This window comes from Pseudomonas sp. FSO-7, from assembly GCF_059579345.1.
Genome location: NZ_CM184193.1, coordinates 1,919,382 through 1,941,663 on the forward strand (window position 1 = coordinate 1,919,382; position 22,282 = coordinate 1,941,663).

Consider the following 22,282-nt stretch of genomic DNA (forward strand, 5'->3'; position numbering starts at 1 on the left):
TGTTGCCCCTATGATCGGTCGCCTGGTGGTGGTCGGCCTGGGGTTGATCGGCGGTTCGTTTGCCAAGGGCTTGCGGGAAAGCGGCTTGTGCCGCGAGGTGGTCGGTGTCGACCTGGATCCGCAGTCGCGCAAGCTGGCGGTGGAGCTGGGTGTCGTTGATCGCTGCGAAGATGACCTGGCAATCGCTTGCCAAGGCGCGGACGTGATCCAGCTGGCGGTGCCGATCCTGGCCATGGAAAAACTGCTGGCGCGCCTGGCGACTATGAATCTGGGGAAAGCGATCCTGACCGACGTCGGCAGTGCCAAGGGCAACGTTGTGCGCGCCGCCACCGAGGCTTTCGGCGGGATGCCGGCGCGCTTTGTGCCCGGCCATCCGATTGCCGGTTCCGAGCAGAGCGGGGTGGAAGCCTCCAACGCCGAGCTGTTTCGTCGTCACAAAGTGATCCTCACGCCGCTGGACCAGACGGATCCAGCCGCGCTGGCGGTGGTGGACCGTTTGTGGCGCGAACTGGGCGCCGATGTCGAGCACATGCAGGTCGAGCGTCACGATGAAGTGTTGGCGGCTACCAGCCATTTGCCGCACCTGTTGGCGTTCGGCCTGGTGGATTCATTGGCCAAACGCAATGAAAATCTTGAGATCTTCCGTTACGCTGCCGGCGGTTTCCGCGATTTCACGAGAATCGCCGGAAGCGACCCGGTCATGTGGCACGACATCTTCCTCGCCAACCGCGAAGCTGTCTTGCGCACACTCGATACATTTCGCAGCGATCTCGACGCCTTGCGCGACGCGGTCGATGCAGGGGACGGGCACCAATTGCTGGGCGTTTTCACACGCGCCAGGGTGGCCCGCGAGCATTTCAGTAAAATCCTGGCCCGTCGGGCCTATGTGGACGCTATGAACTCCAACGATCTGATTTTCCTGGCACAACCTGGTGGCTCCCTGAGTGGGCGTATTCGTGTACCGGGCGATAAATCGATTTCCCACCGTTCGATCATGCTCGGCTCCCTGGCCGAAGGCGTGACCGAGGTGGAAGGCTTCCTCGAGGGCGAAGACGCCCTGGCGACGCTGCAAGCGTTTCGCGACATGGGGGTGGTCATCGAAGGTCCGCACCACGGTCGCGTGACCATCCATGGTGTCGGCCTGCACGGCCTCAAGCCTGCCCCGGGGCCGATCTACCTGGGCAATTCCGGGACTTCTATGCGTCTGTTGTCCGGCTTGTTGGCTGCGCAGGACTTCGACAGCACCCTGACCGGTGACGCCTCGCTGTCCAAGCGCCCGATGAATCGCGTCGCCAACCCATTGCGGGAAATGGGCGCGGTCATCGAGACGGCCGCCGACGGTCGTCCGCCAATGACCATCCGCGGTGGCAACAAGCTCAAGGGGCTGACCTACACCATGCCGATGGCCAGCGCCCAGGTGAAATCCTGCCTGCTGCTGGCCGGTCTCTATGCCGAAGGCAAGACCACCGTCACCGAACCGGCCCCGACTCGCGACCACACCGAGCGCATGTTGCGCGGCTTCGGCTACCCGGTCACGGTGAATGGCGCCACGGCGTCCGTCGAGTCTGGCAGCAAGCTGACCGCGACCCACATCGAAGTGCCGGGCGATATCTCGTCGTCGGCGTTCTTCCTGGTGGCCGCTTCGATCGCCGAAGGCTCCGACCTGGTGCTCGAGCATGTCGGCATCAACCCGACCCGCACCGGCGTGATCGACATCCTGCGCCTGATGGGCGCCGACATCACCCTGGAAAACCAGCGTGAAGTCGGCGGCGAACCCGTAGCGGACTTGCGCGTACGAGCGGCTAGACTCAAGGGTATCGAGATTCCGGAGGCGCTGGTTCCGCTGGCCATCGACGAGTTCCCGGTGCTGTTCGTGGCGGCCGCCTGCGCAGAAGGGCGTACCGTGCTGACTGGCGCCGAAGAGCTGCGAGTCAAGGAATCGGATCGCATCCAGGTGATGGCTGACGGCTTGCTTGCCCTGGGCGTCAAGTGCCAGCCGACCCCGGACGGCATTATCATCGACGGCGGCCAGATCGGCGGCGGCGAAGTCCATGGTCACGGTGACCACCGCATCGCCATGGCCTTCAGTGTTGCGTCTTTGCGCGCCAGCGCGCCGATTCGCATCCATGATTGCGCCAACGTCGCGACGTCGTTCCCGAACTTCCTGGCGCTGTGCGCGCAGGTCGGTATCCGAGTAGCACAAGAGGCGCAGTCGTGAACATCAAGGCACCGGTCATCACCATCGATGGCCCAAGCGGTTCGGGCAAGGGCACCGTCGCCGGGATCCTGGCCAGGCAGTTGGGCTGGAACCTGCTCGATTCGGGTGCCTTGTACCGTCTGCTGGCGTTCGCCGCCGCCAACCATGGCGTTGATTTGACCAACGAGGAGTTGCTCAAGGCGTTGGCGGCTCATCTGGACGTGCAATTCATTGCGGCGACCGACGGTCAGCTCCAGCGAATTATCCTGGAAGGTGACGAAGTCAGTGATGTCATCCGTACCGAAAGCGTGGGCGCCGGGGCCTCCCAGGTCGCCGCGCTGCCAGCGGTGCGCGAAGCCTTGCTGCAACGCCAGCGCGCATTCCAGGAGCCGCCGGGACTGGTGGCTGACGGTCGCGACATGGGCACGGTGGTATTCCCCGATGCGCCGCTGAAGATTTTCCTCACCGCCAGCGCCGAGGAGAGGGCGCGTCGCCGATATTTGCAGTTGAAGGGCAAAGGCGAGGATGTTAGTCTGTCGAGTCTGCTAGATGAGATCCGTGCACGTGATGAGCGTGATACCCAGCGCGCAGTAGCCCCGCTAAAGCCGGCGGCCGATGCGATACAGCTGGATTCCACGGAGTTGTCCATTGATCAGGTGTTGCAACGCATCATGAGCGAGATCGCGCTTCGCGATATCGCCGGGTGACAGGAAGCTCCGCAGGGGACCAGTCATAGTCCTGCGGTGCTTCTTTTATATGAAACTAACCCACATCGTCTGGGGTGTGGAGATGGGCGTTTACTTCGCCCTAATCAACAGGAATTAAAATGAGCGAAAGCTTTGCGGAACTCTTTGAAGAAAGCTTGAAAACCCTGAACCTTCAGGCAGGCTCCATCATCACCGGCGTTATCGTTGATATCGATTACCAGGCTCGCTGGGTAACCGTTCACGCTGGTCTGAAGTCTGAAGCGCTGATCCCGCTTGAGCAGTTCTACAACGACGCTGGCGAACTGAACATCAACGTCGGTGACGAAGTTCACGTTGCGCTGGACTCGGTTGAAGACGGCTTTGGTGAAACCAAGCTGTCCCGTGAAAAAGCCAAGCGTGCTGAATGCTGGATCGTTCTGGAAGCGGCCTTCGCAGCTGAGGAAGTGGTCAAGGGCGTTATCAACGGTAAGGTTAAAGGCGGCTTCACTGTCGACGTTAACGGCATCCGTGCGTTCCTGCCAGGTTCCCTGGTTGACGTCCGTCCAGTGCGCGACACCACGCACCTGGAAGGCAAAGAGCTGGAATTCAAGGTCATCAAGCTGGACCAGAAGCGCAACAACGTTGTCGTTTCCCGTCGCAGTGTCCTGGAAGCCGAGAACTCCGCCGAGCGTGAAGCTCTGCTGGAATCGCTGCAGGAAGGCCAACAGGTCAAGGGTATCGTCAAGAACCTCACCGATTACGGCGCATTCGTCGATCTGGGTGGCGTCGATGGCCTGCTGCACATCACCGACATGGCCTGGAAGCGTATCAAGCATCCTTCGGAAATCGTCAACGTTGGCGACGAGATCGATGTCAAGGTTCTGAAGTACGATCGCGAGCGCAATCGTGTTTCCCTGGGCCTCAAGCAATTGGGTGAAGATCCATGGGTTGCTATCAAAGCCCGTTACCCAGAAGGCACCCGCGTCACCGCTCGTGTTACCAACCTCACCGACTACGGCTGCTTCGCTGAGCTGGAAGAAGGCGTTGAAGGCCTGGTACACGTTTCCGAAATGGACTGGACCAACAAGAACATCCACCCTTCGAAAGTCGTACAAGTCGGCGACGAAGTGGAAGTCATGGTTCTGGACATCGACGAAGAGCGTCGTCGTATCTCCCTCGGCATCAAGCAGTGCAAGTCCAACCCATGGGAAGACTTCTCTGGCCAGTTCAACAAGGGCGATAAAATCTCCGGCACCATCAAGTCGATCACCGATTTCGGTATCTTCATTGGTCTGGACGGCGGCATCGACGGTCTGGTTCACCTCTCCGACATCTCCTGGAACGAAGTGGGCGAAGAAGCCGTGCGTCGTTTCAAGAAGGGCGACGAGCTGGACACCGTTATCCTGTCGGTTGACCCAGAGCGCGAGCGTATCTCCCTGGGTATCAAGCAACTGGAAAGCGATCCGTTCTCCGAGTACGTTCAAGAGAACGACAAAGGCGCAATCGTTAAGGGCATCGTGAAAGAAGTTGACGCCAAAGGCGCCATCATCACCCTGGCCGACGATATCGAAGCGACTCTGAAAGCCTCCGAAATCAGCCGTGACCGCGTTGAAGACGCGCGCAACGTTCTGAAAGAAGGCGAAGAAGTAGAAGCCAAGATCATCAGCGTTGACCGCAAGAGCCGCGTAATCCAGCTCTCCATCAAGTCGAAAGACGATGCTGAAGAGAAAGAAGCAATCCAGAGCCTGCGCGATAAGCCAGCCGCTGACATTGCTGCTGGTCCTACCACTCTGGGCGACCTGCTGCGTGCACAAATGGAAAAACAGAACTGAGTTCTGTCAGACCATGAAAAAGGGCGACTTCGGTCGCCCTTTTTTGTGGGCGCGATTTTCAGAATTTTCCGATACCCTTAAACGTTGCCGATTTGCGATCATTCGGCAAGATGCGAAACCAACCCATCAAACTTGGAGCAGCATTCTTGACTCCCTCACCAAAGATACTGATCACCGGAGCTACCGGCTTTGTCGGGCAGGAGCTTCTGCAGCAACTCATAACAAAAAAGAATGTGGATCTCACTGTGCTGGTTCGCAGTCAGATTCGGGAAGTTCCGAACGATGTAGCTCAGGTCGTAATCAACAGCAACGCAGGTTGGGTCGATGCGCCTTTTCCCGAGGGCGTCACCACGCTGATCCACCTTGCCGGTCGTGCGCACGTATTGAAAGAAACCTCGAGTTCACCTCTCGATCTCTATCGCGCAGACAATGTTGCATTCACATTAGATCTGGCTCGAAAGGCACTCGCCACCGGTGTGAAGCGCTTCATTTTTATTAGCTCCATTGGGGTGAATGGATCAAGCACAACGAACACGCCATTCAATGAGTTCTCAATTCCTGCCCCCAAAGCGGACTATGCGATATCCAAGTGGGAGGCCGAACAGGGTCTGCGTGAGCTTCTGAAGGGTTCTGATATGGAGCTCGTAATCATTCGTCCACCGCTTGTGTATGCAGGTCACGCACCTGGAAACTTTCGGCGTTTATTGAAACTGGTTGCCATCGGCCTGCCGTTGCCACTTGCATCGGTCGATAATCGCCGCAGCATGGTGTCACTGCGAAATCTGGTGGATTTCATTTCCCTGTGTATTGAGCATCCAGCGGCCGCTAACGAAACATTTCTGATTTCTGATGGGGTGGATCTTTCCACGCCCCAGATTATCGAGCGCTTGGCAGAAGGAATGGGTAAGCGGGCTTCGCTCGTGCCGATGCCGCTAGGTCTTATGCGTTGGGGTGCTCGCGTTGCGAGGTTGGGGGGGGCCTTTGAACAGCTCTGTGGGTCTCTGGTAGTGGACTCCAGTAAAGCCTGCAATCTTCTCGGATGGCGTGCGCCGCTTGGTGCAGATCAGGCAGTGATCGAGGCGGGCCGGGATTTCAAAACGATGCACACGAGAGAGGGGTGAGTAGTACTCGTGTCGCCTTCTGTGAGGGATGTGGTGGTTTTGCTTCAGCCGTGAACTAGTACCCATGTCAGGTGGTCCTGTTCATCAGCATGAATCGTTTATTTACAGCTAGTCTTTTGCTTGAGGCGGACGACAGTCGGGCGGCGTGCCCGGCCTAAGGAGGCGAATGAACAAGCTCATCGTAGTAATGGCAGGTATGGTACTGGTACTGGCTGGCTGCGGCACTAATGCCAACACTCACTCGGTGCGTGGGGTCAGTGGTATCGAGATTGATTGTTCGGGGCTAGGGTCAGGATGGGAGAAGTGCCGTAAGCGAGCGAACAAAGAGTGCAAGGCGCAGGGCTACAAAGTTCTAGCCAGGTCAGATGATGCCAAAGATGAGGTCGAGGGCCCCTTTGGCTTCAACCCTGCAGGCTATCTGACGCGTACCATGCTGGTTGTCTGTAGGCCAGCTTGAGAGTGCGCGATCAGTGTTCCGCTGCTTTGGAAGTGGGCAACCCTTTGCTGGTGGAAAATGTCAAAAAATCGGGCTGTTCAAATTTAGCGGGGCGTGCTAAAACCTTTGAAGCGCTTGATCTAGCTGCTTGAAAAAGAAGGGAAAAATATGACGAAGTCGGAGTTGATCGAACGAATAGTCACCCACCAAGGGCTGCTCTCATCCAAGGATGTGGAGCTGGCCATCAAGACCATGCTTGAACAAATGTCCCAATGTCTGGCTACCGGTGATCGCATCGAGATCCGAGGGTTTGGCAGCTTCTCCTTGCACTACAGAGCGCCGCGTGTCGGTCGTAATCCGAAAACCGGTCAGTCAGTCAGTCTCGATGGCAAGTTTGTTCCCCATTTCAAGCCGGGGAAAGAGTTGCGTGATCGGGTGAACGAAGAAGAGGAAGGTTACGTTGAGGAGTAGCGGGCGTGCCGGGAGTCGCATAGTGCGGTTTGCGATCACGGGGCTGGTGTTGTTGGTCGCGGTCGCGTGTTTACTTTTTGTATTGGAAAATCAGCAGCTTGTTGTCGTTTCCTTTTTCGGTTTTTCATCCCCCGAGCTGCGGGTATCAATTGTTGGAGTTGTCGCATTCCTGGCTGGAATGATCACGGGAGGTTTGATGGTAGCCGTTTATGCCTTGAGATCCAGAAGGAGGGTGCGGCAAGTTTCTCATTAAGATTGAAGCTGGGTGCTCGAGCGCTCGGGGTTTTGCTATGTTGTATGCTGCGAATGCTCTTAAGGGAGGGGGAGGGCGCGGCACGGTTGCAGCTGAGTCCTGGAGTTTTATTTCGATGGTTCTCAATGTCTGTGTTCGTGGAATGTAAAGTAACTTTATAAGTAAAAGGCTACCAAGATATGCAGAGCGGCTCTAGAGAAGATAATAATTCAAGTGATTTTGAGTTTCAAAGATTTATTCGCGCTATTTTACGTCAGAAATTTATCATTTTAGCTTTTGCAGTCCTTGGGGGGGTCGCTGCAGCGAGTTACGCTTTTGTCGCTACTCCAATTTATGAGGCGAAGGCTTTCGTAATTCCGCCAACTCAGAACGATATTGCTAACTTTAACTACGGGCGAACGAGAGATACGGAGTTGGCGCCTTATAGTGTAAAGGATGTCTACGACATATACATTCGTCGTTTGCAGGCAGAGTCGCTGCGTCGGAATTTTTTTAACAAGGTCTATCTACCAAGTTTGTCCGAGGATCAGCGTAAAAGGTCCCAGGACGTCTTGTATTCGGATTTCTCTAAGGTGCTCCGTGTCGTTCCTCCGCTCAAGGAGGCCTCGGACAGATATTTGGTTGTCGTACAGACCAGCAACCCTGAGCAGGCCGGTAATTGGGCGGCAGCATACATTGCTCAGGCTGGCGATTTAGCTAAAAATGAAATGGTCAGGAATCTTTCGATAGAGTCTGAGGTTCGTGCTCGTAATTTGGAGCAGCAGATACGCGCCGCAAGGGATGCTAGTCGCTTGGCTAAAGAAGACTCGATTGCCAGGTTGACTGAAGCCTTACGCATTGCCGAGTCGATTGGATTAGAGAAACCGCCCGTCATTACGCTGAGTCAGTCTGTTATTGCGGGTGGTGAGTCCGGTCAGCTTACGTACATGCGTGGCTCGAAAGCGCTGAAGGCGGAAATCGAAAATCTCCAGGCCCGCACCTCGGATGACCCATTCACGGATAGTTTGCGTGAGCTTCAGGGTAAATACAAATTTTTCAAAGAGTTGGAAATTGACGCGGCGGCCGTGTCAGTCTATCGGCTGGACGGAGATGTCGAGCTGCCAGATACACCAGTCAAGCCTAACAAGGCATTGATCCTTGTCTTGGGTATTATTTCTGGCTTTATTCTGGGTTTGGCTGTCGTGTTGTTGCGTGGTTTCTTCGCAGCGAAATCGGAAGATTAAACTTTAACCCCTCTGTCAGTAATATTTCGGTGCCCTATCGTCTAGCGATGGGGTATTAATTTAGCCCTGGAAGAAAGCTGGGTCCTGTTTTCTCGCGGGCAGTGCCGGGTGGATCGACTTTCGATTTGCCTGTCTGTCCGGGTTCGATGAAATCATGCCTGATATGTTTCCTGGCTCGTAATCACCCAGCTCAGCGTTTTTTCGACGGGAAGGGTCGAGTTTTGCTCTGATGTGTGATAGGTGGCGATGGTCACGAATTGATCGTTGGCAGTTTCCAGTCGTTCCATTGGCGGCTATTATCCTGGGTGGCACGTTGCTCCTCGCAGTTACGCCAAGGCGTGGGGGAGATTCTTTCCCGGACTGCTGTAAATGATTGTGGTTCCCTGCGGGGCTTTCGGTATAATTTCCAGCTTACGCAGCTATGTCGTACGTTTTGGATGCGCGAGATGTGAAGTGCTAACGATCGACTTAATATTGATAAATGGCAAGGGAAAACAATGCTTAAACTCGAAGATGTGAAGTTGGCCATAGTGGGGCTCGGTTATGTGGGCTTGCCGCTGGCGGTTGAGTTTGGCAAAAAAATGCAAGTGGTAGGTTTTGATATCAGTCAGCGACGAATTGAAGCGCTGAAAGCCGGTCACGACGCTACTCTCGAGGTGTCTGATAATGAATTGCAGTCCGCGTCAGGATTGAGCTTTAGCTCCGCGCTGGGTGAGTTGTCTGCTTGCAACGTATTTATTGTTACCGTGCCTACGCCGATCGATGAGCACAAGAGGCCGGACTTGACGCCCTTAGTTAGAGCGAGTGAGTCCATTGGTCGTGTTCTGAAAAAAGACGATATCGTTATTTATGAATCAACGGTCTATCCTGGCGCTACCGAGGAAGATTGTGTGCCGGTGTTGGAAAAAGTATCCGGTCTCGAATTTAATATTGATTTTTTTGCAGGTTATAGTCCGGAGCGCATAAATCCGGGAGATAAAGAGCATCGCGTAACTACCATTAAAAAAGTTACAGCAGGTTCAACTCCAGAAGTTGCCGATCTTGTCGATGCGCTGTATAACACAATCATTATCGCTGGCACTCACAAGGCCAAGAGCATCAAAGTTGCCGAGGCTGCAAAAGTTATTGAAAATACGCAGCGCGATTTGAATATTGCGCTTATCAATGAGTTGGCATTGATTTTCAATAAAATGGGTATTGATACCGAGGCGGTTCTGGAGGCCGCCGGGACGAAGTGGAACTTCTTGCCATTTCGTCCGGGCCTGGTAGGCGGGCATTGCATTGGTGTAGATCCTTATTACCTGACTCATAAGGCTCAGTCTATTGGTTACCACCCGGAAATCATTCTGGCCGGTCGCCGTTTAAACGACAGTATGGGCGCCTACGTCGTCTCTCAACTAGTCAAGGCAATGCTAAAGCGTAAAATTCATGTTGATGGTGCACGAGTGCTGATTATGGGGTTGACGTTTAAAGAAAACTGCCCTGATCTGCGCAACACCAAAATTATCGACATCGTAAATGAGCTCGCTGAATTCAATATTGTTGTTGATGTGTACGACCCGTGGGTAGATGCGGCTGAAGCAATGCATGAGTACTCGATTACTCCTATCAGTCAACCAGAGGCCAACTCCTACGACGGTATTATTCTGGCTGTGGCACATAATGAGTTTTCCGCGATGGGCGCTGAGAGCATCCGGAGCCTGGGTAAAGCCGAACACGTTCTCTATGACCTCAAGTATCTACTAAATGTCTCTCAGTCAGATCTGCGTCTGTGATCCTCTGGGTCTATGGAGACCCTGATTGGTTATCACAGACATAAAAATGCCAAGTCGAGAATTACATGATCCGTTTCGAGAAAATCAAAGCTGAAATTCAACAGTCTCCCAAGGTTTGGTTGATCACAGGTGTCGCCGGATTTATCGGCTCCAATTTATTGGAGACGCTGCTGCAGTTGAATCAACGGGTTGTTGGGCTCGATAACTTTGCGACCGGGCATCAACGTAATCTCGACGAAGTGCAGTCGGTAGTGAGTCCGGAGCAATGGGCGCGATTCTTGCTGATGACTGGGGATATCAGAAATATTGAAGACTGCAGAAGGGCGATGACTTTTGATGCGGCCACTGATATTTCGGTGGACTACGTTCTGCATCAGGCGGCACTTGGGTCCGTCCCTCGTTCCATCAATGATCCCATTACCACGAACAGCACCAATATTGATGGCTTTCTGAATATGCTGGTCGCGGCGAAAGACGCACAGGTGAAAAGTTTTACTTACGCGGCCTCCAGCTCTACCTATGGCGATCACCCGGGACTGCCTAAAGTTGAGGGGGTTATCGGAAAGCCTCTTTCTCCTTATGCCGTCACGAAATATGTAAATGAACTGTACGCTGAGGTATTTTCCAGCACCTACGGTTTCAAAACCATTGGTCTTCGTTACTTCAACGTGTTCGGCAAGCGTCAGGATCCAAATGGCGCCTATGCAGCAGTTATTCCCAAGTGGACCGCGGCCATGATCAACAATGAGGAGGTTTTCGTTAACGGTGATGGGGAAACGAGTCGCGATTTCTGCTTTGTAGAGAATGCGGTGCAGGCCAATATTCTGGCCGCCTGTGCGAGTCTGGAAGCAAAAAATAATATTTACAATATCGCCGTTGGAGACCGCACGACATTGAATCAGGTCTTTGCTTGTATCAAGGGTGCTTTGTCTAGTGTCGACGTAACGACCACGTCTGAAATGGTATATCGGGATTTCCGTGCCGGTGATGTAAGGCATTCGCAAGCCAATATTGACAAGGCAAAGGATCTGCTGGGCTATCAACCTCTCTTCAATGTGGATGAAGGTATGTTGAAAGCCGCTGGCTGGTACGTTTCGTTCTTCGCAAGAAGTTAACTCTTGTGATTAAAGAGATTTGTGCTATTACAGTTTTAGCAAATAAACTTTGCATGTTTGTTTTGCTGTTCAGCCTGGCAAAAATTTTAGGGGTTGAGTTGTACGGCGTATTCTCTTACCACTACGCGATCGTCACAGGCATCGCGACTGTGGTGGGTGAGTGCTTGAGTGTGGCACTAAGTCGCCATGCGGTAATGAATGCCGAAAGTGTAAACTACAGGACTTCCGTGAGTCTCATGGCATGGGGCGGCATCGTTGTGGGTGCCCTCTGTGTTGTTGTTTTTTTAGTGTTCCCGGCGCCCGCGTCCGCTTATGAAGTGAATGTTGGGTACTTGATGGCCGGCGCGTTTTTCCTCGGGTTTGCCTGTGTTTGCAATTTGACCATAACCGGGTTGATGTTCTCGCTAAACACCTCTGGAAGATGGGTGGCTGCGCTGGCCGCCCATGGACTGCTTGGATTGCTCTTGGTACTGGCTATCGCGAAGGTTGAAGGGCGTATAGAGGGCGTCATTTTGACACTTGCACTCTGCACGTTGATCGCTCCTGCGTTCGGTTTTTTTATGATAAAGGCGAGCAAGTTCAGCTATGAAAAAGGGAGAGGGCGTGAGTACTTTTCCCTTGCAAAGATGGTGGCTCTACTCTCCCGTTCTGGTGTTCCTGCCATCGCTGGAAGCATGCTTCTGGGGGCACCTGTTCATATAATTTGTCTGATGATATTTGCAAATTTAAGTAGGAGTGTGTCTGAAGTAGGCTATTTCAATCTGTTTTTTCTTTTCTATATTCTGGTCACGGTTCTTCCTAGTTCACTTGCTTCATATGCCATCGTCAGGCTGGCGAGCCATGGAAAAAATTCCAGCAAGTTGTACTTGATGCTTGGTGTTGCAGTTTCGATTTGTTTGCCTTTGTTCATGATTCTGACGCAGTGTTACTGGTTATGTATTCTGGGTAGCAGTTTGTGCAGTAAAACCAACCTTCTGGCTTATGCGGTGTTGGCGGGAGGTCTTGGCCTTGTGACTACTATCATTACTCAGATCCTGCACAGCAAAAATCTGACTAAGGTTGTTTTTCTGGCTAGTTGCGTTTACGCGATTGTCTATCTCTCGTCGACGGTTTTTGCGGGTATGAAGGGCGATATGTTGGCGATTGATCTTTTCAGGTCATTCCTACTGGCTCTAGCTGCGCAATTTGTAGTGCTTGCGTCCTTGGGTGGACGTAAGTTGCTGCAATGAAAATTATTAGATATGAGTCATGCTCACGCTATACGCATGACTGTAATTGATGTTGGGGCCAGTGTTGGAGCTGGTTTTCGATTTTGTTTGCTTTAATTTTTTTGAGTTAGGTTTATGGTTATATTACTGGTTTCGATATGTTTGCTGATGTTGGTCGTTAAAATCATATTGTGCCTGATATCCAAAAAATATCTGGTTGCGTTGTACGCCGTCTGCTATTCGGTGCCCTTCCTTGGGTTGGTAAGCAGCCTATGGAGCGAGACCGTTACGCTTTGGCCGATCGGGGACTATAGCTTTTACCTTGATGACCTGTTTGTATTCAGGCTTTCGCTTGTCTGGTTTCTAGGTGTCGCGGGCGGGCTGACTGCCTACCTGTTGGGGCTTTTGGTGCCTGCCGAAAATTCCTCCTCGCGCCGCAACGCTTTTTTCTATCCAATGGACTTCAAGTTGGCAGGACTAGCGTTTTTTTCAGTCTCGGTCTTCTTTGTATTGTTTAGACTGATAAATGTGGAGGCGATGCTCGAGATGTTTGCGGGTGTTGAGGCTGTGGTGGTTTTTTCTATCATTGCGTTCACTGCATTGGCGTTTGCCTATCCATCAAGGCACATGCTTGCCTTGTCGACGCTGCTGGTGTTAGCTTATTCCGCTGCCAACGCGATGACCGGAGATCGGGACTTTGTTGTGTTGGTAGTGGCCTATGTGCTGGGTTTGATGTTTCGCTACAGCGATCTCATCAAATTTAAAACATTATTATGTGTTGCTGCTTTTATGCTGGTGGTTCTGAGCAGCGGCGTTATTGTTTCCATGGTGCGCATGGATGTTGATTTAACTTCGGATAATATTGAACAATTCTTTTTGTTCAACTCCTGGAATGCAATCATCCTGCCGCTCGTCCAGCAGTTGACAGGCTTCTGGGATGGGGAGCACTTGCGGTATGGTCAGACCTACCTCGACATGTTTCTTTCGCTGGCACCTTCTCCTATCTATACGGCTTTCGGTGTCGTTAAGCCCATTACGGTGGATAACCCGGCCTACTGGTACTTCATTACCGGGATGGGCGGGATCCATGCCGCTGGTGTGGCGTTCGAAAACTTCGGTTTGTTTGGTGTATTCTTTAATGGGTTCATCAGCGTCTGTTTTTTGCGTTTTGTCGATTCGCGCTGGCGCGATGGCGATTTCTTGCGGCTTTTTCTGTATATGCTTTGTGCTGCATCGGTTATGCACTGGGTTTGGTATGGTGAAATAAGCTTACTGAATGCGCTGGTTTTTTATGTGTTGTCATTTGGATTATTTTTCGCGATGAAACTCGTTCGGGTTTTGAAGTGAATTTAAATATTTTCACCGGGGTGAGAGAGTAGGTATGTGCGGAATTGCGGGAGTTGCCGGGTGGAGGTTGGATCAGCAGAGCGCCTTTGCCGTTGGCAAAATGGTGGATGCGCTGATACATCGCGGACCCGATGACGGAGCAGTTTGGTCAGATGCCGATAACGGGGTTTCGCTGGGCCATCGGCGGCTTTCTATTCTGGAGTTGTCGGTACATGGAAGTCAGCCAATGGTGTCCGATAACGAGCGTTTCGTTATTGTGTTCAATGGTGAAATCTATAATTTCAATGAGTTGCGGCAAAAACTGATTGACTCCGGTTCGACGCGTATCTGGCGTGGTCACTCTGATACGGAGGTACTGCTGGCCGCGATCGAGGCGTGGGGTGTACAAACAGCGCTCGAAAATCTGGTCGGCATGTTTGCATTCGCTGTCTGGGACAAAGTCAGCAAAACAATTACGTTAGCCCGGGATCGTATGGGGGAAAAACCCCTGTATTACGGTATTGTCGGTAACCGGTTTGTTTTCTCCTCTGAGTTGAAAGCAATCAAGGCGGCCTTTACTGATGATCTGCGCATTGATCGTCATGCACTGGCGAAGTTCGTCAGATTTGGCTATGTTCCAGCCCCTGAGTCTATTTACGAAGGTATCAGGAAACTGGCGCCAGCCCACTATCTGACGGTGGACTCTTTTTCTTCCCAGCAGACACCAGTTTCATACTGGTCACTGGCGCAATCCAGTGCATTAAGGGACGCGTTGTCGCAGGCTACTGATAAAGAAGTGGTAGACGTTGTAGGTGAAAGGCTGTCGGCTGCGGTGAAGTCGCAGATGATTGCGGATGTTCCACTCGGTGCGTTCCTGTCCGGTGGTGTGGATTCAAGCCTGATTGTTTCGTTGATGCAGTCGCAAAGCAGTTCAAGTATCAACACTTATACCATCGGCTTCAATGAGCCTGAGTTTGATGAAGCCCCTTATGCGAAGGCGATCGCCAAACACTTGGGGACGAACCACACTGAATTTTATCTAGGTGCGGACGACGCCGTATCGATCATTCCGCATTTGCCGGAAATATATGACGAGCCTTTCGCTGACTCCTCGCAGATTCCTACAATCCTGGTTTCCAGGATGACCAAGCAACATGTATCTGTTGCGCTGTCCGGGGACGGCGGTGATGAACTTTTTGCCGGTTATCCCCGCTACCAGATCACTGCCGGCTTATGGGTGCGTATAGAAAAGCTTCCATTGCCCGCACGCCGGGTCATGGCTTGCGCACTTCGGTCGCTTTCCTCAAAAGGGTGGGACAACGTCTGCTCTATTTTACCGGGTACGGTACGAGCGAAGGTGAATGGTCGCCGTATCTACAGAATGTCCGAGTTGCTGGCGTCCGAGAGTCTGGCACAGATGTACACCGGTTTGATGTCGCAGTGGCAGCCTGATGATTACGTCGTGCTGGGAGCTGGCGGTCAAGGTCAGGGCGTTACTAGCTGGGAATCAGCGCACGACTATATTGAGGAAATGCGTCGGTGGGACGTTTCTCAATATTTGCCTGACGATTTATTGGTTAAAGTAGACCGCGGCGCCATGAGCTCGAGCCTCGAAACCCGCGCGCCATTGCTTGATCATCGAGTTGCGGAACTGGCATTTTCCTTATCTTCAGACCAATTAATCAAACAAGGTGTTGGGAAGTGGCCGCTTCGTGAGTTGCTGAAACGTTATGTCCCCAATTCATTCTTCGATAGGCCGAAGGCGGGCTTCTCCATTCCCCTGGCGCAATGGTTGCGTGGGCCGCTTAGAGAGTGGGCGGAAGAATTGTTGGCGGAAGAGCGTATCAAGAGAGAGGGTTATTTTGATTGTCAAAAAATTCGTTCGGCATGGGACCAGCATCAAAACGGAACCTATGATCGCAGTCTTCATTTGTGGAATATTCTAATGTTCCAGTCCTGGCTTGATAAAAATAGTCGTTAATTATATTGAGCAATGGTGTTCTATGAAGATAGTTTTTAACGCGCTCTCTGCCCGACTTGGCGGAGGTCAGACATATCTGATCAATCTTCTTCAATTTGTTCCCATCAACGAAGATCTTGAGATTGTTGTCTTCGCCCCAGCCTCGCTGAAGCTGCCGGATCATCCCGGGATCCGTCGGGTTGAACCCGCCTGGCCCACAGAGAACCCGATTCTCAGGGCGCTCTGGGAAAAGTGGGCGCTGCCCGGTATCTTGAAGGCGGAAAAGGCCGACGTACTGTTTTGCCCCGGTGGGGTAGTCAGCACTCGTGCGCCTGCAGGCTGCAGGGTTGCGACGATGTTTCGGAACATGATTCCGTTTGATCTGCGCGTACGCAAAAGTATCCCGTTGGGGTTACAGCGCCTCAGGAACTGGTTGTTGTACCGCATTATGCTCAAGAGTATGTCGGAAGCTGATTTGACAATTTTTATCTCTAATTACGCGCGGAGTGTAATCGAGTCGCTGACCAAGGTGAAAAACGCCGTCACCATCCCTCATGGTATCAGTTCGGTGTTTCGAACTCACAGCGGTAGCCCTGTTCGCCCCGATTTTCTTCCGACGGGTGATTACATTTTATACGTGTCGAGATTTGATGTTTACAAACATCATTATGAGGTTGTCAGTGCCTACGCAAACCTCCCTCAGGAGCTTCGTGAAAGGTTTCCGCTGATTTTCGTGGGTGAAACACATCTGCCAGAGGCCGAGCGCGTAAAAGCTCTGATTTCTACACTTGGACTGGAAAGTCAGGTGCTGTTATTGGGGGCTATTCCCTATCAGAGCCTTCCACCACTATATCATCACGCCTATCTGAATCTCTTTGCTTCGTCCTGTGAGAACTGCCCGAATATTCTTCTTGAAGCTCTGGCTTCCGGCAGGCCAATGATCTGTTCCAATGTAATGCCAATGCCGGAATTTGGAGCAGAAGCTGCACTTTATTTTTCGCCGTTTGATTCGGAAAATATAAAAGATGTTCTCTTCGAGGCATTGGCGAACCCCGATGTTTTAAAGAAATTGTCCGCCGAGGCAGTAACGCAAAGCGACAAGTTTGACTGGGAAAACACCTCGAGAAAAACGTGGTTCGAGTTGCTGGCTTTGGCCGAGCGCGCAAAGGGAAGTGTTTGATAGATGAAAATTCTTTTGGTGTCGCAATATTTTTGGCCGGAGTTTTTCATTATTAATGATCTGGTCAGGAGTTTAACTGCTCAGGGGCACGTCGTAAAAGTTCTCACCGGGAAACCAAACTATCCGGAGGGAGTTGTATTCGAGGGTTACAGTGCTTCTGGATACCAGGAAGAAATCTACGACTCTTCGGTCAGGGTTTGTCGCGCACCGCTCAGGCCTCGTGGTTCATCGGGCGCAAAAAACCTGTTGTTGAATTATTTATCTTTCGTTATGAATGGGCTGAGATACTTTCCGCGTGCAGTCAAAGACGAAAATTTCGATGCGATCTTTGTATTTGCAATGTCTCCCATTACGGCGGCCATCCCCGCCATTTATCTGAAGTGGAAGCTCAAGAGCCATCTGGCTGTGTGGGTTCAAGATCTGTGGCCAGAGAGCCTGAGTGCAACGGGATTCGTCAAGAACAAAACAGCGCTGCGTGCCGCGGGCTGGATGGTGAGAGGCATTTACGCGTTCGTCGATACTCTTCTGGTTCAGTCGCGAGCATTTCGTGACCCGGTTTCCCGCTATGCTAACCCGGGTAAAATTGTGTATTACCCAAACTCCTATCAGGACGTGCCTCCAAGTACTGAGCAAACGCGGATTTCCGCGCCCTTGCTTGCAGAGCTCGAGAATCACTTCTGTCTCGTTTTCGCCGGAAACCTCGGGACAGCCCAGTCGGTTGAAACCCTCGTCGAAGTAGCGGACAAGCTTCGCGGTTTATCCGGCCTTAAAATTGTTCTGGTCGGCAGCGGCAGCATGTTGAGCTGGATCGAAAGTCAGAAGCAATCACGAGCACTGGACAACCTCATCCTTGCCGGACGTTTCCCGGCGAGCGAAATGCCACATTTTTTCAGCCGGGCCGCGGGTTTGTTAGTGACGTTGAAGCAGAATGAGGCGTTCTCCTATACCATCCCCAGTAAAGTCCAGGCTTACCTGGCAGCAGGGAGGCCTATCATTGCTGCACTGGATGGCGAGGGGGCCCGCATCGTTCAGGAGGCTGGGGCTGGTTTGACGAGTCCGGCCCAGGACGCCGAAGGTATGGCGAACAGCATTGAACAACTTTTCCACATGACTCTGGAACAGCGGGAATCGTTGGGGCAGTCAGGGCGAGCGTACTACCTCGAGCATTTCGAAATGGAGCGGCAAAGCCAGCGCCTGGTCGAGCTTCTCCACAGCAGGATTAACGAATTGAAAGGCAGGTCAAAATGAAGGTTCTTGTGTTAGGGGTCACCGGAATGCTGGGTAGCACGGTGTTCAGGCAATTCCACGGAAACCCGCACCTTGAGGTGTGGGGCACATTGCGCAACCCGAATGGCGCCAGATACTTTTCTGAAGACACCCACGGTTCGTTAATCAGTAACGTTGACGTGCTTGACCATGATTCCCTGGTTTCAGTACTGGCACGGGTCAAGCCGGATGTCGTCATCAACTGCGTTGGATTGATCAAGCAGCTGGCTGATGCCAAGGATCCTCTGTCGGCTCTGCCTATCAATGCGATGCTGCCGCACCGCATTGCCAAGCTGTGTGCGCTGTTGGGGGCACGCCTGATTCACATCAGCACCGATTGCGTGTTCTCTGGTCGCAAGGGTTCGTACACCGAAGAGGATATCTCCGACGCGGAAGATCTCTACGGTAAGTCGAAGTATATTGGCGAGCTTCATACCGAATCGAATGCGATCACCCTGCGGACGTCCATCATTGGTCACGAATTGGGAAGTCAGTATTCGCTGGTGGACTGGTTTCTTTCCCAGAATGGCGCCGTTAAAGGCTATGAAAAGGCCATTTTTTCGGGGTTGCCTACTGCGGAACTGGCATGTGTCATTCGCGACTACGTAATCCCGAATCCGGAGCTTCATGGCCTTTACCATGTATCGGTGGCTCCGATTGACAAGTTGTCTCTTCTGAAATTGGTAGCGGAAGTTTACGAAAAGGAAATCGATATCATCGCGGACAGTCAAGTTTCTATAGATCGCTCACTGGACTCCTCGAAGTTTCAGGCTGCAACCGGTTACGTTCCACCTTCATGGTTGGAATTGGTTAAATCGATGCGCGCGTTGCGGTGATCATTAAATTTAATCAGGTTTGAGAAGGTAGTTATGTTTGATAATAAGGTTTTGATGATCACGGGCGGTACGGGCTCGTTTGGCCATACTGTGTTGAAGCGTTTTCTGGCTACCGACGTAAAAGAGATTCGCGTATTCAGCCGTGACGAGAAGAAGCAGGAAGACATGCGCATTGCTTTGTCTAATGACAAAGTGAAGTTCTATATCGGTGACGTACGCGATCGCGATAGCCTTGATCAGGCCATGGTGGGTGTGGATTACATTTTCCACGCTGCGGCCTTGAAGCAGGTACCTTCCTGCGAGTTTTACCCGATGGAAGCCGTGCGTACCAACGTCATGGGTACCGAAAACGTTTTGAATGCGGCCATTGCTTCGGGTGTGCAACGTGTCGTTGTACTGAGTACTGACAAGGCTGTCTATCCGATTAATGCCATGGGTATTTCCAAGGCCATGGCTGAGAAGCTGATGGTTGCCAAGTCGCGGATGATCCCGGCTAAAGGCCCGGTGATCTGCGCAACCCGCTACGGTAATGTCATGGCTTCGCGCGGTTCGGTTATCCCGTTGTTCATCAAGCAGCTGCAAAGTGGCGAGCCGCTGACCGTCACCGATCCGAACATGACACGCTTCCTGATGTCACTCGACGATTCTGTCGATCTGGTTCTGCACGCGTTCGAACACGCCGAGCAAGGTGATATTTTCGTTCAGAAAGCACCTGCCTCGACAGTGGCGGACCTGGCGCAAGCGCTCAAGGAACTCTTTGCTCGCGACAATGACGTCATGGTCATTGGCACCCGTCATGGCGAAAAACTTTACGAGTCGCTGATCTCTCGCGAAGAAATGGCCAAAGCCGAAGACATGGGGCGTTATTATCGCATTCCATCGGACAATCGTGACCTGAACTACAAGAAGTTCTTTGTTGAAGGCGAGCAGGAAATTTCCGATCTGGATGATTACACCTCGCACAATACTGAGCGTCTGGACGTTGAAGGCGTGAAGAAAGTTCTTCTGAACCTAGACTACATTCAGGAGCAACTTGATGCTTAAGGTCATGACGCTGGTCGGTACGCGACCAGAACTTATCAAGATGAGCCGCGTCATTGCCGAGCTTGATAAGCAGGTTAATCATGTGTTGGTTCACTCAGGTCAAAACTATGACTTCGAATTGAATCAGGTTTTTTTCGATGACCTTGAAATTCGCAAGCCTGATTACTTCCTGGGTGCTGCAGGCGAAACCGCAGCCAAGACCATCGCCGAAGTGATTTCCAAGGCGGATGAAGTATTTGAGGTCGAGAAGCCTGATGCGCTTCTGCTCTACGGCGATACCAACACCTGCCTGGCTGTCATTGCCGCCAAGCGCCGCAAGATTCCGGTGTTCCATATGGAAGCCGGCAACCGCTGCTTTGATCAGCGCGTGCCTGAAGAACTCAATCGCAAGGTGCTCGATCACCTGAGCGATATCAACATGGTCCTGACAGAGCATGCCCGGCGATACCTGATCGCTGAAGGGATTCGTCCGGAAACGATCATCAAGACCGGATCGCACATGGAGGAGGTACTCGACTATTACATGCCGAAAATCCTCACTTCCGATGTGCTGGCGAGAGAAGGCCTGGAGCAGGACAAGTTCTTCATCATCAGTGCTCACCGTGAAGAAAACGTCGATACGCCGGAAAACCTTCGCGACTTGCTTAAAACCCTGCGAGCCTTGGCCGACAAGTACCAGTATCCCATTATCGTTTCCACGCATCCTCGTACCCGCAAGCGCCTGGAAGCGATTGGTGAATCCCTCGATCACCCATTGATTCGTTTCTCGAAGCCATTCGGTCTGCTCGACTACATCAAGTTGCAGATGTCGGCGTTTTGCGTGTTGTCCGATAGCGGCACCATCACAGAGGAAGCTTCGCTGCTGAATCTGCCTGCCATTACTATTCGCAATGCGCACGAGCGTCCGGAAGGGATGGATGAAGGCACCCTCATCATGAGTGGTCTGAAAGTGGAAGGCGTACTGGATGCCGTACGTGTCGTGACCAGCCAGCATGATCGCAGCCAACGCGTTATCCCGGTCGTGAGGGATTACCAGGCAGGTCCTGTATCGAAGCAGGTAATTCGGGTTGTGTTGAGTTATACCGACTACATCAATCGCACTGTCTGGTCAAAATCCTGAGCGTCGTCGACACTGCAAGTCGATATAAGCAAGACTCAAGAATTGCTGGGTTGGATTCTTCCGATCAGCGTCGATGAGGCGCTAGCGTCGACAACCAATCACTACCAGGAAAGCCAGCGCCAAGCTGGCTTATGACAGTGCCGGTTCGTGCAGAATCGGTTTTGGCTGTTTCAGGAAGTTGACCTTTGAACACAATATGGCAGTTGGCGTTGGTGGTGGGTGTTTCATTCTTGGGCACAGGTGCATTGCGCAAATACGCATTGGCACGCAGCTTGATAGATATTCCTAATGCGCGTAGTTCACATTCGGTTCCGACCCCTCGGGGTGGTGGTGTGGCTATTGTCATGAGCTTTCTGATTGCTTTGCCTGTCCTGGCCTGGACAGATGCCGTGACCTGGCCGATGGCGCTGGCTCTGTTGGGGGCCGGCGGCTGGATCGCAATCGTTGGTTTCCTCGATGACCATGGGCATATTGCCGCGCGTTGGCGCCTTCTTGCGCATTTTGGTGGTGCCATCTGGGCATTGTTCTGGATTGGGGGGATGGCGCCGATCAATCTGTTCGGCCACGAGTTCAGTCTCGGCTGGTTCGGTTATGTCATCGCAGCGTTCTATCTGGTCTGGATGCTCAATCTCTACAACTTCATGGATGGGATTGATGGTCTGGCCAGCGTCGAGGCGATTTGCGCCTGTGTCGGTGCTTGCCTAGTTTACTGGATCGCGGGCCACAGCAGCCTCGCCATTGCTCCGCTTGTACTGGCAATGGCCGTCTTGGGTTTCCTTGTCTGGAATTTTCCGCCGGCGAAGATCTTCATGGGCGATGCCGGCAGTGGTTTTCTGGGCATCATATTGGCGGTGATGTCGCTCTATGCGGCATGGACGAACCCACTGTTCCTCTGGGCCTGGCTCATTTTGTTGGGCGTCTTTATTGTTGATGCCACCTTTACCCTCATTCGTCGGCTGTTGCGCGGGGACAAGGTTTATGAGGCCCATCGCAGCCATGGATACCAGTATGCTTCACGAAAATATGGCAGTCATCGGGCGGTTACGCTGACAATCGCTGCAATCAATTTGTTGTGGTTAGTACCAATGGCTATATTGGTCGTCATGCAGTATCTCGATGGCATGGCTGGATTGGTCCTGGCCTACGTGCCTCTGGTGTTGCTGGCTTTCAAGTTTCACGCAGGCGAGTTGGAAATCGCTGGCAAGGTGTGATGGAGGCATTGGTTTTTGAGTA

The 22,282-nt window shown here is 52.5% G+C and carries 20 protein-coding genes; 19 read left to right on the top strand and 1 reads right to left on the bottom strand.

Going from position 1 to position 22,282, the window contains the following annotated elements:
- The first annotated feature begins 10 nt into the window (after nucleotides 1-10).
- The 8 genes from AC515T_RS08460 (at nucleotide 11) to AC515T_RS08495 (ending at nucleotide 8,219) form a co-directional block, all read left to right on the top strand.
- Nucleotides 11-2,218 (top strand): bifunctional prephenate dehydrogenase/3-phosphoshikimate 1-carboxyvinyltransferase, encoded by a 2,208-nt coding sequence (locus AC515T_RS08460; RefSeq protein WP_496533093.1) that lies wholly within the window; start codon nucleotides 11-13, stop codon nucleotides 2,216-2,218.
- On the top strand, nucleotides 2,215-2,904 hold the full coding sequence (gene cmk, locus AC515T_RS08465; protein WP_003183882.1) for a (d)CMP kinase: 690 nt from the start codon (nucleotides 2,215-2,217) through the stop codon (nucleotides 2,902-2,904). The genes AC515T_RS08460 and cmk overlap by 4 nt, the downstream gene beginning before the upstream one ends.
- Nucleotides 2,905-3,023: 119 nt before the next feature.
- Nucleotides 3,024-4,715 carry a 30S ribosomal protein S1 gene (gene rpsA, locus AC515T_RS08470; protein ID WP_053120388.1) on the top strand — a complete coding sequence of 564 codons (1,692 nt, stop codon included), beginning with the start codon at nucleotides 3,024-3,026 and terminating at the stop codon, nucleotides 4,713-4,715.
- A 146-nt stretch (nucleotides 4,716-4,861) separates the two neighbouring features.
- Nucleotides 4,862-5,836 carry an NAD-dependent epimerase/dehydratase family protein gene (locus AC515T_RS08475; RefSeq protein WP_496532127.1) on the top strand — a complete coding sequence of 325 codons (975 nt, stop codon included), beginning with the start codon at nucleotides 4,862-4,864 and terminating at the stop codon, nucleotides 5,834-5,836.
- Nucleotides 5,837-6,002: 166 nt separating this feature from the next.
- Nucleotides 6,003-6,293, top strand: a complete 291-nt coding sequence (locus tag AC515T_RS08480; RefSeq protein ID WP_496532128.1) for a hypothetical protein — start codon at nucleotides 6,003-6,005, stop codon at nucleotides 6,291-6,293.
- A 147-nt stretch (nucleotides 6,294-6,440) separates the two neighbouring features.
- On the top strand, nucleotides 6,441-6,743 hold the full coding sequence (ihfB, locus tag AC515T_RS08485; RefSeq protein ID WP_102700288.1) for an integration host factor subunit beta: 303 nt from the start codon (nucleotides 6,441-6,443) through the stop codon (nucleotides 6,741-6,743).
- A 46-nt stretch (nucleotides 6,744-6,789) separates the two neighbouring features.
- Entirely contained in the window at nucleotides 6,790-6,996 is a 207-nt protein-coding gene (locus AC515T_RS08490; protein ID WP_496533094.1) for a lipopolysaccharide assembly protein LapA domain-containing protein, read from the top strand.
- 179 nt (nucleotides 6,997-7,175) lie between these two features.
- A complete protein-coding gene (locus tag AC515T_RS08495) occupies nucleotides 7,176-8,219 on the top strand; it encodes an LPS O-antigen chain length determinant protein WzzB (protein WP_496532129.1) in 1,044 nt (347 codons plus the stop codon).
- Nucleotides 8,220-8,371: 152 nt separating this feature from the next.
- On the opposite strand, the gene AC515T_RS08500 is transcribed toward AC515T_RS08495, so the two are convergent.
- Complete coding sequence (locus AC515T_RS08500) at nucleotides 8,372-8,506, bottom strand: hypothetical protein (protein WP_496532130.1); 135 nt, start codon at nucleotides 8,504-8,506, stop codon at nucleotides 8,372-8,374.
- A gap of 210 nt (nucleotides 8,507-8,716) precedes the next feature.
- Here AC515T_RS08500 and tviB point away from each other — a divergent pair, with 210 nt between their 5' ends.
- From tviB to AC515T_RS08555, 11 genes are all read left to right on the top strand, one after another.
- On the top strand, nucleotides 8,717-9,994 hold the full coding sequence (gene tviB / locus AC515T_RS08505; RefSeq protein WP_496532131.1) for a Vi polysaccharide biosynthesis UDP-N-acetylglucosamine C-6 dehydrogenase TviB: 1,278 nt from the start codon (nucleotides 8,717-8,719) through the stop codon (nucleotides 9,992-9,994).
- A 65-nt stretch (nucleotides 9,995-10,059) separates the two neighbouring features.
- The gene (locus tag AC515T_RS08510; protein ID WP_496532132.1) at nucleotides 10,060-11,109 is read left to right on the top strand and encodes an NAD-dependent epimerase/dehydratase family protein; all 1,050 of its coding nucleotides are present in this window, start codon (nucleotides 10,060-10,062) and stop codon (nucleotides 11,107-11,109) included.
- A gap of 5 nt (nucleotides 11,110-11,114) precedes the next feature.
- A complete protein-coding gene (locus AC515T_RS08515) occupies nucleotides 11,115-12,338 on the top strand; it encodes an oligosaccharide flippase family protein (protein WP_496532133.1) in 1,224 nt (407 codons plus the stop codon).
- A gap of 147 nt (nucleotides 12,339-12,485) precedes the next feature.
- Nucleotides 12,486-13,664, top strand: coding sequence for a hypothetical protein (locus tag AC515T_RS08520; RefSeq protein ID WP_496532134.1), 1,179 nt, complete (start codon nucleotides 12,486-12,488; stop codon nucleotides 13,662-13,664).
- A gap of 34 nt (nucleotides 13,665-13,698) precedes the next feature.
- On the top strand, nucleotides 13,699-15,624 hold the full coding sequence (gene asnB, locus AC515T_RS08525; RefSeq protein ID WP_496532135.1) for an asparagine synthase (glutamine-hydrolyzing): 1,926 nt from the start codon (nucleotides 13,699-13,701) through the stop codon (nucleotides 15,622-15,624).
- A gap of 22 nt (nucleotides 15,625-15,646) precedes the next feature.
- Nucleotides 15,647-16,783: a glycosyltransferase family 4 protein gene (locus AC515T_RS08530; RefSeq protein ID WP_496532136.1), complete on the top strand. Its 1,137-nt coding sequence runs from the start codon at nucleotides 15,647-15,649 to the stop codon at nucleotides 16,781-16,783.
- Between the two features lie 3 nt (nucleotides 16,784-16,786).
- A complete protein-coding gene (locus AC515T_RS08535) occupies nucleotides 16,787-18,031 on the top strand; it encodes a glycosyltransferase family 4 protein (protein ID WP_496532137.1) in 1,245 nt (414 codons plus the stop codon).
- Nucleotides 18,028-18,885 carry a dTDP-4-dehydrorhamnose reductase family protein gene (locus tag AC515T_RS08540; RefSeq protein WP_496532138.1) on the top strand — a complete coding sequence of 286 codons (858 nt, stop codon included), beginning with the start codon at nucleotides 18,028-18,030 and terminating at the stop codon, nucleotides 18,883-18,885. Before AC515T_RS08535 ends, AC515T_RS08540 begins: the two co-directional genes overlap by 4 nt.
- 33 nt (nucleotides 18,886-18,918) lie before the next feature.
- Nucleotides 18,919-19,929, top strand: coding sequence for a polysaccharide biosynthesis protein (locus AC515T_RS08545; protein WP_496532139.1), 1,011 nt, complete (start codon nucleotides 18,919-18,921; stop codon nucleotides 19,927-19,929).
- Nucleotides 19,922-21,049 carry a non-hydrolyzing UDP-N-acetylglucosamine 2-epimerase gene (wecB, locus tag AC515T_RS08550; RefSeq protein WP_496532140.1) on the top strand — a complete coding sequence of 376 codons (1,128 nt, stop codon included), beginning with the start codon at nucleotides 19,922-19,924 and terminating at the stop codon, nucleotides 21,047-21,049. The genes AC515T_RS08545 and wecB overlap by 8 nt, the downstream gene beginning before the upstream one ends.
- Before the next feature lie 185 nt (nucleotides 21,050-21,234).
- Nucleotides 21,235-22,260 carry an MraY family glycosyltransferase gene (locus AC515T_RS08555; RefSeq protein ID WP_496532141.1) on the top strand — a complete coding sequence of 342 codons (1,026 nt, stop codon included), beginning with the start codon at nucleotides 21,235-21,237 and terminating at the stop codon, nucleotides 22,258-22,260.
- The last annotated feature ends 22 nt before the right edge of the window (nucleotides 22,261-22,282 follow it).